Annotated in this window: 14 protein-coding genes; 10 read left to right on the top strand and 4 right to left on the bottom strand. The window is 73.2% G+C overall.

The window, feature by feature from the left end:
• Window positions 1–25: 25 nt before the first annotated feature.
• The 3 genes from ACIP2X_RS28620 (at window position 26) to ACIP2X_RS28630 (ending at window position 3,330) form a co-directional block, all read left to right on the top strand.
• On the top strand, window positions 26–1,423 hold the full coding sequence (locus tag ACIP2X_RS28620; protein WP_401677979.1) for a GntP family permease: 1,398 nt from the start codon (window positions 26–28) through the stop codon (window positions 1,421–1,423).
• Between the two features lie 64 nt (window positions 1,424–1,487).
• On the top strand, window positions 1,488–2,249 hold the full coding sequence (locus tag ACIP2X_RS28625; RefSeq protein WP_401677982.1) for an SDR family oxidoreductase: 762 nt from the start codon (window positions 1,488–1,490) through the stop codon (window positions 2,247–2,249).
• Between the two features lie 22 nt (window positions 2,250–2,271).
• Complete coding sequence (locus tag ACIP2X_RS28630; protein WP_401677984.1) at window positions 2,272–3,330, top strand: L-idonate 5-dehydrogenase; 1,059 nt, start codon at window positions 2,272–2,274, stop codon at window positions 3,328–3,330.
• Here the strand turns inward: ACIP2X_RS28630 and ACIP2X_RS28635 are convergent.
• The 3 genes from ACIP2X_RS28635 to ACIP2X_RS28645 all read right to left on the bottom strand — a co-directional run bounded on the left by ACIP2X_RS28635 (window position 3,319) and on the right by ACIP2X_RS28645 (window position 6,028).
• The gene (locus ACIP2X_RS28635) at window positions 3,319–3,951 is read right to left on the bottom strand and encodes a cytochrome b/b6 domain-containing protein (protein WP_401677987.1); all 633 of its coding nucleotides are present in this window, start codon (window positions 3,949–3,951) and stop codon (window positions 3,319–3,321) included. The genes ACIP2X_RS28630 and ACIP2X_RS28635 overlap by 12 nt on opposite strands.
• A complete protein-coding gene (locus ACIP2X_RS28640; protein ID WP_401677989.1) occupies window positions 3,935–4,660 on the bottom strand; it encodes a molybdopterin-dependent oxidoreductase in 726 nt (241 codons plus the stop codon). Before ACIP2X_RS28640 ends, ACIP2X_RS28635 begins: the two co-directional genes overlap by 17 nt.
• Window positions 4,661–5,077: 417 nt before the next feature.
• Window positions 5,078–6,028, bottom strand: a complete 951-nt coding sequence (locus ACIP2X_RS28645; protein ID WP_401677992.1) for a hypothetical protein — start codon at window positions 6,026–6,028, stop codon at window positions 5,078–5,080.
• A 347-nt stretch (window positions 6,029–6,375) separates the two neighbouring features.
• Between ACIP2X_RS28645 and ACIP2X_RS28650 the strand changes: the two genes are divergently transcribed.
• From ACIP2X_RS28650 to ACIP2X_RS28680, 7 genes are all read left to right on the top strand, one after another.
• Entirely contained in the window at window positions 6,376–7,284 is a 909-nt protein-coding gene (locus ACIP2X_RS28650) for a DMT family transporter (protein WP_401678313.1), read from the top strand.
• Window positions 7,285–7,318: 34 nt separating this feature from the next.
• Window positions 7,319–7,828 (top strand): NUDIX hydrolase, encoded by a 510-nt coding sequence (locus ACIP2X_RS28655; protein ID WP_401677994.1) that lies wholly within the window; start codon window positions 7,319–7,321, stop codon window positions 7,826–7,828.
• A 37-nt stretch (window positions 7,829–7,865) separates the two neighbouring features.
• Window positions 7,866–8,258, top strand: coding sequence for a YidH family protein (locus ACIP2X_RS28660; RefSeq protein ID WP_401677997.1), 393 nt, complete (start codon window positions 7,866–7,868; stop codon window positions 8,256–8,258).
• Window positions 8,255–8,578: a DUF202 domain-containing protein gene (locus ACIP2X_RS28665; protein WP_401678000.1), complete on the top strand. Its 324-nt coding sequence runs from the start codon at window positions 8,255–8,257 to the stop codon at window positions 8,576–8,578. The genes ACIP2X_RS28660 and ACIP2X_RS28665 overlap by 4 nt, the downstream gene beginning before the upstream one ends.
• A 146-nt stretch (window positions 8,579–8,724) precedes the next feature.
• Window positions 8,725–9,021 (top strand): hypothetical protein, encoded by a 297-nt coding sequence (locus ACIP2X_RS28670; RefSeq protein WP_401678003.1) that lies wholly within the window; start codon window positions 8,725–8,727, stop codon window positions 9,019–9,021.
• Window positions 9,022–9,186: 165 nt separating this feature from the next.
• Complete coding sequence (locus ACIP2X_RS28675; RefSeq protein WP_401678006.1) at window positions 9,187–10,209, top strand: phosphotransferase family protein; 1,023 nt, start codon at window positions 9,187–9,189, stop codon at window positions 10,207–10,209.
• A gap of 5 nt (window positions 10,210–10,214) precedes the next feature.
• Window positions 10,215–11,429 carry an acyl-CoA dehydrogenase family protein gene (locus ACIP2X_RS28680; protein ID WP_401678009.1) on the top strand — a complete coding sequence of 405 codons (1,215 nt, stop codon included), beginning with the start codon at window positions 10,215–10,217 and terminating at the stop codon, window positions 11,427–11,429.
• Between the two features lie 54 nt (window positions 11,430–11,483).
• On the opposite strand, the gene ACIP2X_RS28685 is transcribed toward ACIP2X_RS28680, so the two are convergent.
• Window positions 11,484–12,077, bottom strand: a complete 594-nt coding sequence (locus ACIP2X_RS28685) for a TetR/AcrR family transcriptional regulator (RefSeq protein ID WP_401678012.1) — start codon at window positions 12,075–12,077, stop codon at window positions 11,484–11,486.
• Window positions 12,078–12,099 lie beyond the last annotated feature (22 nt).

Here is a 12,099-nt window from a genome sequence, read left to right on the forward strand (position 1 = left end):
CCCCGTATCTGCAAGGGAACCCCCCGTGACCAGACTCAGCGTCGAGATGCTGGCGGCGGACCCCGTCGAGCCGATCACCTCGGCGGGACACGCCCAACTGGGCATCGCGGTACTGGCGGGCATCGCCGTCATCGTCGTGCTCATCACCAAGTTCAAGCTGCACGCCTTCCTGGCGCTGACCATCGGGTCACTGGCGCTCGGAGCCTTCGCCGGCGCGCCCCTCGACAAGGTCATCACCACCTTCACCACCGGCCTGGGCACCACCGTCGCCGGCGTGGGCGTGCTGATCGCGCTGGGCGCGATCCTCGGCAAGATGCTCGCCGACTCCGGCGGCGCGGACGAGATCGTCGACACGATCCTCGCGAAGGCGAGCGGACGCTCGATGCCCTGGGCGATGGTGCTCATCGCCTCGGTGATCGGCCTCCCGCTCTTCTTCGAGGTCGGCGTCGTGCTGCTGATCCCGGTCGTCCTCATGGTCGCCAAGCGCGGCAACTACTCGCTGATGCGGATCGGCATCCCGGCGCTCGCGGGCCTGTCCGTGATGCACGGCCTGGTGCCCCCGCACCCCGGTCCGCTGGTCGCGATCGACGCGCTCAAGGCCGACCTCGGCGTGACGCTGGCGCTCGGTGTGCTGGTCGCCATCCCGACCGTGATCATCGCCGGACCGCTGTTCTCCCGGTACGCCGCCCGCTGGGTGGACGTCCCGGCGCCGGAGCGCATGATCCCGCAGCGGCCGTCCGAGGAGCTCGCCAAGCGCCCCGGATTCGGCGCCACGCTGCTCACGATCATGCTGCCGGTCATCCTGATGCTCTCCAAGGCGCTCGTCGACATCGTGATCGACGACCCCGAGAACACCACCCAGCGGATCTTCGACGTCGTCGGCTCCCCGCTGATCGCGCTGCTCGCCTCCGTCCTGCTGGGCATCTTCACGCTGCTGCGCCCCGCCGGGTTCGCCAAGGAGCGCGTCTCCGGGCTGGTGGAGAAGGGGCTCGCGCCCATCGCGGGCATCCTGCTGATCGTCGGTGCGGGCGGTGGCTTCAAGCAGACGCTGATCGACACCGGTGTCGGGCAGATGGTCCTGGACATCTCCAAGGACTGGTCGATCCCGGCGCTGCTGCTGGCCTGGCTGATCGCGGTGGCGATTCGGCTCGCGACCGGTTCGGCGACCGTGGCGACCGTCTCGGCGGCCGGTCTGGTCGCGCCGCTCGCGGTCGGCATGTCGACCGGGGAAACGGCCCTGCTGGTGCTCGCCATCGGCGCCGGTTCGCTTTTCTTCAGCCATGTCAACGACGCCGGCTTCTGGCTGGTGAAGGAGTACTTCGGGCTGACCGTCGGCCAGACGGTCAAGACCTGGTCGGTGATGGAGACCATCATCTCGGTGGTCGCGGGCGCCCTCGTCCTCCTGTTGTCCCTCTTCATATAGGCCTTCATAGAGGCGTACGACTAGGCCTTCATAGAGGCGTACGACTTCAGAGAGGCATACGACGATGACGGCACACCCTCTCTTCGACATCGGCGGCCGGATCGCCCTGGTCACCGGCTCCAGCCGGGGCATCGGGCACGCGCTGGCCCGCGGCCTGCTGGAGGCCGGGTGCACGGTCGTGCTGAACGGCCGCGACCCGGACCGGCTGGCCCGGGCGGCGGACGGTCTGCCCGGCGACGTCCGCACGGCGGCGTTCGACGTCACGGACGGTCCCTCGGTGGCCGCCGGGATCGCCGAGGTCGAGGAGCGGGTGGGCCCGCTCGACATCCTGGTCAACAACGCGGGCATGCAACTGCGCGCCCCGCTCCTCGAGTTCACGGACGCGGACTGGCACCGCATCCTGGACACCAACCTCACCAGCGCGTTCCTGGTCGGCCGCGAGGCGGCCCGGCGGATGACGGAACGCGGCCACGGCAAGATCATCAACATCTGCTCGCTCCAGAGCGAGGTGGCCCGCCCCGGCATCGCGCCCTACGCGGCCACCAAGGGCGCGCTGAAGATGCTCACCAAGGGCATGTGCGCCGACTGGGGCCCGCACGGCGTCCAGGTCAACGGCCTGGGCCCCGGCTACATCGCGACGGAGCTGACCCGGCCCCTCGTCGAGGACGAGGGGTTCAGCTCGTGGGTGCGCCGGCGTACCCCCGCCGGACGCTGGGGACGCACGGAGGACCTCGTCGGCGGCGTGCTCTTCCTCGCCTCGCCGGCGGCCGACTTCGTCGGCGGACAGGTGCTGTACGTCGACGGCGGCATGACCAGCGTGCTGTGACAGCTGTGAGAGGGGAACGCGGATGCTCGGTTGTGTGATCCACGGTCGGGGCGATCTCCGGGTCGAGGAGCTGGCCGCGCCCGAGGCCGGACCCGGCGACGTCCTCGTGGCGGTCAGGTACGGCGGGGTCTGCGGCTCCGACCTGCACTACTGGCGGCACGGCGGGGTCGGCGACTTCCGGCTGCGCGAACCCATGGTGCTCGGGCACGAGGTGGTCGGGACCGTGGTCTCCTACGGCGCCGGAGGGTCGGGCCCGCCGCCCGGCACCCTGGTCGCGGTGCATCCGGCCACCCCGTGCGGCACGTGCCCGGAGTGCCGGGACGGCCGCCGCAACGTCTGCCGGGACACCCGCTACCTGGGCAGCGCCGCCCGCATGCCGCACGTGCAGGGCGGCTTCGCCGGCCTCCTCGGGGTCCCCGCGGAACAGGCGCGGCCCCTGCCGCCCGGACTCGGGCCGCGTCAGGCCGCCCTCGCCGAGCCGCTGTCCGTCGCCCTGCACGCGGTGCGCCGGGCGGGCGACGTGGCCGGCAGGCATGTGCTCGTGACCGGTGCCGGGCCCATCGGCACCCTGGTGGTCGCCGCCGCCCGGGCGGCCGGGGCCGCCCACGTCACGGTGACCGACCTGCTGCCGGCGGCCCTGGCGTACGCGCGTACCGCCGGCGCCGGGACGGTCGTACGGGCGGACGATCCGGGCGATCCCGGGTGGCCGGCCGAGGCCGACGTGGCGATCGAGGCGTCCGGCGTGGCCGCGGGTCTGGACACCTGCCTGCGGCTCGTGCGGCGCGGCGGAGTCGTGGTGCAGCTGGGCATGCTGCCGCCGGGGCGCACGCCGATCGCCGGGAACCTGGTGGTGAGCCGGGAGATCGAACTGCGCGGGTCGTTCCGGTTCGACGTGGAGTTCGACGACGCCCTGGCGCTGCTGGCGGCGGAACCCTCCCTGGACGGGCTGATCAGCGCGGTGGTGCCGGTGCGGGAGGCGGAGTCGGCGTTCGCGCTGGCGGCCGAGCGGGGCCGGTCCTGCAAGGTGCTGCTGGACTTCGCCCCGGACGCCGGCGCGACTCCTGGTCCCTCAGTCCCCTGAGTGACGCCACAGGGAGTGCTCACGCTCCGCCCACTCCCGGCCCACCTCGCCGGTGCGCATCCCGCGCCGGGCCTCGGGGTCCGCGAGCGCCATGCCGATGTGGCCGGCGAGCACGATGCCGAGGGTGAGGGCCAGCCAGTCGTGGACGAAGGTCGCGCCGGTCCGCCAGACCAGCGGGGTGAGGTGGGTGAACCACATGATCAGACCGGTGCCCAGCATCACCAGCGTCGCCCCGGCGATCCAGGCGGCGTAGACCTTCTGCCCGGCGTTGAACTTCCCCGCCGGACGTGCCGAGTGCCGCTTGTCCCGGCGCAGCGCGGCCCGCAGCCAGACCCCGTCGTGCGGGCCGAAGCGGTTCAGCAGGCGCAGGTCGGAGCGGAAGGCCCGGGAGGCGAGGCCCAGCAGGACGGGCACCGGCAGGACGAGGCCCGCCCACTGGTGGATCGTGACGACGAGTGCGCGGCGCCCGACGAGCTGCGCGAGTTCGGGGACGTACAGGCAGGCCGCCGTCAGCACGCACACCCCCATCAGGGCGGCGGACGTGCGGTGCACCCACCGCTCGGCCCGGCTGAACCGGTGGACGCGGGTGGCGCGGGCGGGCGCGTCAGCTCGTAGGCTCATCGTCGCGTCCGTTCGAGCGGCCGACCCAGGCGTCGATGTCGTAGCCGCGCTCCTCCCAGTACCCGGGCTGCACGTCCTCTGTGACGGTGATGCCGGAGAGCCATTTCGCCGACTTGTAGAAGTACATCGGCGCGGCGTAGAGGCGGACCGGGCCGCCATGGGCGTGGCTGAGGTCCTCGTCGCGCATCCGCAGGGCGACCAGGACGTCGGCGCGGCGTGCCTGGCCGAGCGTGAGGCTCTCCGAGTAGGTGCCGTCGAAGCAGGTGAAGCGGATCGCCTTCGCGGTGGGGCGCACGCCGGCCGCGTCCAGCAGCCGGGACAGCCGGACGCCCTCGAAGGGGGTGTCCGGGACCCGCCAGCCGGTGACGCACTGCACGTCCCGGATCAGCCGGGTCTGCGGCAGGGCGCGCAGCTCGGGGAGTGTGTAGGTGCGCGGCCGGTCGACCAGGCCGTCGACGGTGAGGCGGTAGGTGGTGGCGTCCTTGCGCGGGACGGAGGCGGCGACGGAGTAGTAGCGGAAGCCGCCGCCGTTCGGGAGCAGGCCGGTCAGGCCGGTGGGGTCCTTGTCGGCGGCGCTGCCGAGGAAGGACTCCAGTCCGCGTTGCAGGTTGGGCGCGGCGATCACGCCGAGGGCGCCCAGGCCGAGGGTGCCGAGCAGCACACGGCGGCCTATCGGCCGGCCCTCCTGCTCGGGTTGTCCGGAGTTCACCCGTCCATTCGAGCACCGCGACGGGTGAACGGGCCAGCGATCGCACCGCCCGTCAGAATTCCGTAACCACACGATCCCGCCACCGAACCCCGAGCCCGACCGCGTCCAGGTGCCCGCACCGAACGTCACCGTGCCCGGCCGACGTGACGCTCCGGGACGCGAGACCCGCCACGACACCGACGGGCGCCGCGCCCCGACGGCCGGGACCGAACAGGCCCGCCGGGCGCCGGACCCACGAGACCCGCCAGAGCCCGAGACCCTACGGCCCGCGACCTGCGTGTACCGCGGCCCGCGGCCCGCGACCGGCACAGGTGTCCCGACGGCCACGGACCCGCAAGATCCGCCGGGCGTGAAGCCCGCTTCACCCCCACACCACCCGCACCCCGCCCGGGACGGGCGCGGGCGTCGCCCGGTGCGTCAGGTCATGCCGAGGGTGCGTTCGCGGGCCTGTCGGAACGCGGTGGCGGGGTCGCGTGACGGATAGGACCAGGGCTGGGGCGTCACGTGGTCGCCGATCCGCTCCAGAAGGGCGGCGGCCTCGGCGGCGCGCCCCACGCAGCACGTGGCGTGGGCCAGATAGTTGAGGTCGACCAGCCGGCGGGGGTGGCCGTCGTGCTCCCACTCCAGCCACCAGTCGTAGGCGGCTTCCAGGGTGCGCCGGGCCGGCCGTCCGCTCCAGTGCGCCGAGTCCGCCGGATCGGCGGCCTCGAACCCACCGGTGGCCAGGACCCGGTAGCGCTCGGCGTGCGCGACGACGGGCAGCACGGCGAGCGGCGAGTCGGCCGGCGCCCGCTCGGCGGCCCGGTGGGCGAAGTCGTACACCTCGTGCAGGGGGTCGGGCCCGGCCTCGGCACGGCGCTCCGCGAGCCGGGCGACCATGAGGTGGTGGGCGTGGTGGTGGTCGGCGTGCCGCGCCCGGACCTCCTCGAAGATCCGCACCATCTCCCGCCGGCCGCCCAGCGTCCGCTCCAGCATGAGCAGGCCCAGCCAGGGGGTCGGGTCGGCGGGGGCGAGCGCCGCGGCCCGGTGGCAGGCCTCGCGGGCCCGGCACGGCCCGTCCTTGCCGCGCAAGGCACGCCGCACCTCGGCCAGGGCGAGGAGGGTCGCGGCGTCGGCCGAGGCCGGTTCGGCGAGCAGCCACGTCGCGGCCCAGGCCGCGCTGTACGGTTCGAGCGCCAGGACCGTGATCCGGTGTCCACGCCGGTCCCAGTCGTCGCCGGTGCGCGCGAGCAGGGAACGGGCGGCCTGCCAGCGGCCCTGGGCCAGCGCGGCCCGTGCGGCGCCGAGCTCGGTGTCGTCGAGGGCCGCGTCGAAGGCCAGGTCCGCGGGCCCATGGGTAGGGCCGGGGGGTGGCGGCGGTAAGGACAACGCGGAACTTTCCTCGGGCTACGGCGCCGGTAGTCGGCCGAACTCGGACAGCCAACCCATAGCCAAGGCCTGTCGTCAAGCTTTGCCGGGCCGCCGCGGGCGCCAACCGCACGTCCCGCCGGGAGAGTTGACGCAGCGCAGAAGCGAGTGGATCATCCGCGGGCCAGGGTCTTGTGACGTACGTCATAGCGCCACGGCGACGGGCCCCTGACGATGGCACGAACGTCACGCCACCGTTCCGGCCCCACGCCGGCCGCCGTGACCCGACGCGACCGCCTTGAGGCGGTGCGCCGCACCGCCTCCGCCGCGGTCCCCCACCCCCCATGACGATCATCGAGGTAGGCAGCTTGTCGGTCCTGGTTCTGGTACTCGCCGTGAGCGCCGCCTGCTGCCTGGGCTTCGGCTTCGTCCTGCAGCAGAACGCGGCCCAGCACGCGCCCCGCGCCGACTTCCTCTCCCCCCGGCTGCTGCTGGACCTGATGAGGGTGCCGAGCTGGCTGGGCGGCATCGCGCTGATGGTTGCCGGCATGGGCCTCGGCGCCGCCGCGCTCGGTCAGGGGCAGCTCTCCCTGGTGGAGCCGCTGCTCGCGACCAACCTCCTCTTCGCCCTCGGCCTGTCCCGCCGCCGTACGGGGCGGCCGCTGGGCCGTCAGGGCTGGGCGGGCCTGGCACTGCTCGCGGGTGGCGTGATCACGTTCATCGTGGCCGGTGAGCCGCGTCCCGGAGCCGCCGTGGCCGATCCGCAGCGGATGTGGATGATCGTCGGCGCGATGGTGGGTCTCGCGATCCTGCTGACCGTGCGCGCCAAGCGCTCCCGGATGAGCTCGGCCCCGGTCCTGCTGGCCATGGCGGCCGGCCTGCTCTACGGCGTGCAGGACGCCCTGACGCGGGTCAGCGGCGACCGCTTCGCCGCGACCGGCCTGGGCGGGCTCCTCACCTCCTGGCAGCCGTACGCCGTGCTGCTGATCGGCGTCACCGGGCTGATCCTGGTGCAGAGCGCGTTCGAGACCGGGTCGCTGTGCAAGTCGCTGCCCGCCCTCACCGCCGCCCAGCCGCTCGCCGGCATCCTCTGCGGCGTCGGCTTCCTCGGTGACCGGCTGCACATGGACACCGGCGCGCTCGCCTGGCAGGCGTCGGGGCTCGCCGCCGTGGTGACGGGCATCGTGCTGCTCGGCATGCACCCGGCGATGCCGCGGGGCGCCGTGGTCCGGGCCGCCGTGCCGGTACCCGCGCTCCAGGGCGCCGCGACGCGCTGATCCACCGGGCCCCGGGGGCTGCTTGGATGGCCCCATGAGCGCTGCTGACGAGATCCTCGACGTCGTCGACGAGCACGACCACGTGATCGGGCAGGCCCCTCGCGGGGAGGTGTACGGGCGCGGTCTGCGCCACCGGTGCGTGTTCGTCCAGGCCCGGGACGCCGAGGGCCGGGTGTTCGTGCACCGCCGCACCGCGACGAAGCTGGTCTTCCCCTCCCTGCACGACATGTTCGTCGGCGGCGTGGTCGGGGCGGGCGAGTCCTACGACGACGCGGCGCTGCGCGAGGCGGAGGAGGAACTCGGCGTGCGCGGCCTGCCCCGCCCCACGTACCTCTTCAAGTTCCTGTACGCCGACGGCGCCGGCCTGAGCTGGTGGTCCGCGGTGTACGAGGTCCGCTGCGACCTGCCGGTCAGCCCGCAGGCCGAGGAGGTCGCCTGGCACGACTTCCTGCCCGAGGAAGAGGTACGGCGGCGGCTGGACGAGTGGGAGTGGGTGCCGGACGGTCTGGCGGCGTACCGCCGGCTGGAGGCGCACCGGCGCTGACGGCGTCCGGCGCGGCGATCCGGATAGGGTCGTGCGTGTGATCGAACTCGTGCGAAACGTCCGGCTCTGGTTCGGGCCCCGGCGGATCCGGGAGGAGGGCGACACGCCCGACTACCGGTTCTCGCTGGCGAACGAGCGTACGTTCCTGGCCTGGCTGCGCACCGCGCTCGCGCTGATCGGTGGCGGGTTCGCGGTGGACCAGTTCCTGCCGGACCTCCGTTGGGGCTGGCGGGTGGGGCTGGCGCTGGCCCTGCTCGGGGCGGGCGTGCTGTGCTCCCTGCGGGCGGTGAACCACTGGATGCGCTGCGAGCGCGCGATGCGCCGGGGCGAGGACCTGCCGGAGTCCCGCTTCCCGGCGCTGCTGAGCGTGGTCGTCGCCGTGGTGGCGCTGGCGATGGTCGTCGTGGTGCTCGCGGGATGGGACGGATGAGTGCCGCCGAAGCCGTGGAGCGGGACCCCGGACTCCAGCCGGAGCGGACCCGTCTCGCGTGGCGGCGCACGACGCTCTCCGCCACGGTCGCGGCGGTCCTCGCGGGCCGCTCGGCCCTGCACGAGGGCCCCTCGGCCTCCCGCGTGATCGTCTGCGCCCTGTGCTGCGCCCTGTGGCTCGGCCTCCTCCTGATCGCCCACGTCCGCATCCGCACCCTCACCGCCTCGGGCCACCCCCCGGCCCTCACCCCCCGGCACGCCGGCGCCGCCACCCTCTGCACCGTCGCCCTCGCCGCCTGCGCCTCGGCACTGCTCTTCTGACCCACCGCGACCGCCTCCGGCCCCAAAGGCCCTCAGAAGCGCTCGTGCGGGGAACTCGTGCGCCACGAAGGTACGGATGCCCGGATATACCCGATTTCCGTGGCAGCCTTTCGGTCGTCCACCACCCGCACCCGAAGGTGAGCGCCATGACCACCCTGCACGAGGAACACTCCGCCCACCCGCACACCCACGGCCCCGCCTGCGGGCACGACGAGGTCCCGCACGGCGACCACATCGACTACGCGCACGACGGCCATCTGCACCGCGCCCACGACGGCCACTGGGACGAGTGCGAGCCCGCGGGGCACCACGCCCACACCGGCCACGACCATCAGCACGGCGAGAACTGCGGCCATCTGCGCGTGCAGCACGGCGACCACGTGGACTACCTCCACGACGGCCACCGGCACGCCGAGCACGACGGGCACTGGGACGACCACTGAGACCGGCCGCCCGGCGCGCGACGCCCCACCGACAGCTCCCCGCCTCCCGCGCGGGGAGCTGTCGGCCTATCGTGGCGCCGATCACGTTGGCCCGGCGCTCTGGACGGCATACCGACCGGTCGGCATCATTGGACGCGTCACGTTCACACGTCCGTAGGAGCGACGATGGCTTCCGACCACCCGCCAGGCCTCGATCCCGTCCGGCTGCGGGGCCTGCTCGACCGTGAGCGGCCCGGTCTGGTGCGCGGCCCGCTGACCGGCCGGCTGATCGAGGGCGGACGGTCGAACCTCACCTACGCGGTCTCCGACGGCGAGTCCCGGTGGGTCGTGCGGCGCCCCCCGCTCGGCCACGTCCTCGCCACCGCGCACGACATGAGGCGCGAGCACCGGGTGATCAGCGCCCTCGGGCCGACGCACGTGCCGGTGCCGCGGACGCTGCTGCTGTGCGAGGACGAGGAGGTCCTCGGGGCGCCCTTCTACGTCATGGAGTTCGTGCCCGGCACGCCGTACCGCACCGCCGACCAGCTCGCCCCGCTCGGTCCCGAGCGCACCCGCGAGGTGGTCCTCTCCCTGGTGGACACCCTGGTCGAGCTGCACGCGGTGGATCCCGAGGAGGTCGGCCTCGGCGACTTCGGCCGTCCCGAGGGGTTCCTGGACCGCCAGCTGCGCCGCTGGGGCAAGCAGCTGGACGCCTCACGCAACCGCGACCTCGCCGGCATCGACGAGCTGCACGCGGCGCTCGGCCGTGCCCTGCCCGCCTCCCCCGCCCCGGCCGTGGTGCACGGCGACTTCCGCCTCGACAACGTCCTGGTGGGCGCCGACGACCGGATCAACGCGGTCCTCGACTGGGAGATGTCCACGCTCGGCGACCCGCTGACCGACCTCGGGCTGCTGGTGATGTACAGCATGCCGCTCGGCATGCCGAAGTCCCCGGTCTCCACCACCGCCGAGGCCCCAGGGCACCCGAGCCCGGCCGAGCTGATCGAGCGGTACGCGGCCCGCTCCGGCCGCGACGTCTGCGCCGTCGCCTGGTACACGGCGTTCGCCTGGTTCAAGCTCGCCGTGATCCTGGAGGGCATCCACTACCGCTACACCCTGGGCCAGACCGTCGGCCGCGGCTTCGACCGCATCGGCGACCTCGTCCCCGTCTTCATCGAGCACGGTCTCACCACACTTCAGGAAGGCTGACCGGCATGGACTTCGCGTTCGACGCCCGCACCGAGGAACTGCGCGCCAGGCTGCTCGCCTTCATGGACGAGCACGTGTACCCGGCCGAGGCCGTGGCCGAGGAGCAGCGGGCCGCGCTCGCCTCCCCGTGGGACACCCCGGCGGTCGTCGGGGAGCTGAAGGCCGAGGCACGCCGCCAGGGCCTGTGGAACCTCTTCCTGCCCGACGCCGAGCACGGCGCCGGGCTCACCAACCTGCAGTACGCCCCGCTGGCCGAGATCACCGGCCGCTCCCCGCACCTGGCGCCCACGGCGACGAACTGCGCCGCGCCGGACACCGGGAACATGGAGGTGCTCGCCCAGTTCGGCGACGACGCGCAGAAGAAGCAGTGGCTCGAACCGCTGCTCGCCGGGGAGATCCGGTCGGCGTTCGCGATGACCGAGCCCGATGTGGCCTCCTCGGACGCCACGAACATCACCACCCGCATCGAGCGGGACGGCGACGAGTACGTCGTGACCGGCCGCAAGTGGTACATCTCCGGGGCGATGAACCCGGACTGCAAGATCTTCATCGTGATGGGCAAGACCGACCCGGACGGGCCGGACATACGCCGCCAGCAGTCCATGGTCCTGGTCCCGCGCGACACCCCGGGAGTGCGGGTCGAGCGGGCGATGCGGGTCTTCGGCTACGAGGACCACTCCCACGGCGGCCACGCCGAGGTGATCTTCGACCACGCGCGCGTGCCGGTGTCGCACCTCGTCGGCGAGGAGGGCGGCGGCTTCGCCATCGCCCAGGCCCGGCTCGGTCCCGGCCGGATCCACCACTGCATGCGGCTGATCGGCATCGCGGAGCGGGCGATCGAGCTGATGTGCCGGCGCGCGGTGGCGCGCGAGGCGTTCGGCAAGCCGCTGGCCGCGCAGGGCGTGGTGCACAACTGGATCGCGGACGCCCGGGTGGCCGTCGAGCAGCTGCGCCTGCTGGTCCTGAAGACCGCCTGGATGATGGACACGGTCGGCAACAGGGGTGCCCACACCGAGATCCAGGCCATCAAGATCGCCACGCCGCGCACGGTCGTCGGCATCCTCGACAAGGCGATCCAGCTGCACGGCGCGGGCGGTGTCAGCCAGGACTTCCCGCTGGCCGAGCTGTACGCGAGCGCGCGCACGCTGATGATCGCGGACGGCCCGGACGAGGTGCACCAGCGCTCGCTGGCGCGGCGGGAGCTGAAGAAGTACCTCTGAGCCGGGGCTCGGGGGCGGAGCGCCGTCGGTGATCCGCCCCCGGCACGGACCGCGCTACGGCCGGAGCGCCCGCAGCAGCAGGTCGGCCAGGTGGTCGGCGACCTGCTGGGGGCTCATCGGCCCGTCGGGGCGGTACCAGGTGGACAGATGGTGGACGGACCCGAAGTGGTAGTCCACCACCAGGTCGGCCGGCGTCGCCGTGGAGAAGACGCCCTCCCGCTGCCCCTCCTCGATCAGCGCGCGGAACCGCTCGTGGTAGCGGCGGCGCTCGGCGCGGACCTGCTTGTTCTTCTCCGGGCTCAGATGGTGCATGGACCGGAAGAAGATCGACGCGTCGTCGAGGTTCTCGATGGTCGTCACCACGACGTCGGCGGCGGCGTCGCGCACCCGCTTCTCGACCGGCTCGTCGGCGTCCGCCAGCGCGTCCAGGCGCTCCTGCTGGACGCGCAGCACGCGCGCGTACACCTCGTGCAGCAGATCGTCCTTGGAGCCGAAGTAGTGGTACAGGGCTCCCTTGGTGACGCCCGCGGCCTCTACGATCTCCTGCACCGAGGTGCGGTCGTAGCCCTGCTCGGCGAAGAGCCGGGTGGCGGCGGCCAGCAGCCGCTGCGGCACGGGCGTCCCGTCCGTGTCCGTCGTCCTGGGCACTGCCGCCACCTGCCTTCCGTGA

Source organism: Streptomyces sp. NPDC089424 (assembly GCF_044749345.1).
Taxonomy (GTDB): Bacteria; Actinomycetota; Actinomycetes; order Streptomycetales; family Streptomycetaceae; genus Streptomyces.

Excerpts from the sequence above, each read along its gene's own strand:
- ACIP2X_RS28625 (WP_401677982.1), top strand. The coding sequence starts at position 1,488 with ATGACGGCACACCCTCTCTTCGACATCGGCGGCCGGATCGCCCTGGTC.
- ACIP2X_RS28630 (WP_401677984.1), top strand. The coding sequence starts at position 2,272 with ATGCTCGGTTGTGTGATCCACGGTCGGGGCGATCTCCGGGTCGAGGAG.
- ACIP2X_RS28635 (WP_401677987.1), bottom strand. The coding sequence starts at position 3,951 with ATGAGCCTACGAGCTGACGCGCCCGCCCGCGCCACCCGCGTCCACCGG.
- ACIP2X_RS28655 (WP_401677994.1), top strand. The coding sequence starts at position 7,319 with ATGAGCGCTGCTGACGAGATCCTCGACGTCGTCGACGAGCACGACCAC.
- ACIP2X_RS28665 (WP_401678000.1), top strand. The coding sequence starts at position 8,255 with ATGAGTGCCGCCGAAGCCGTGGAGCGGGACCCCGGACTCCAGCCGGAG.
- ACIP2X_RS28670 (WP_401678003.1), top strand. The coding sequence starts at position 8,725 with ATGACCACCCTGCACGAGGAACACTCCGCCCACCCGCACACCCACGGC.
- ACIP2X_RS28675 (WP_401678006.1), top strand. The coding sequence starts at position 9,187 with ATGGCTTCCGACCACCCGCCAGGCCTCGATCCCGTCCGGCTGCGGGGC.
- ACIP2X_RS28680 (WP_401678009.1), top strand. The coding sequence starts at position 10,215 with ATGGACTTCGCGTTCGACGCCCGCACCGAGGAACTGCGCGCCAGGCTG.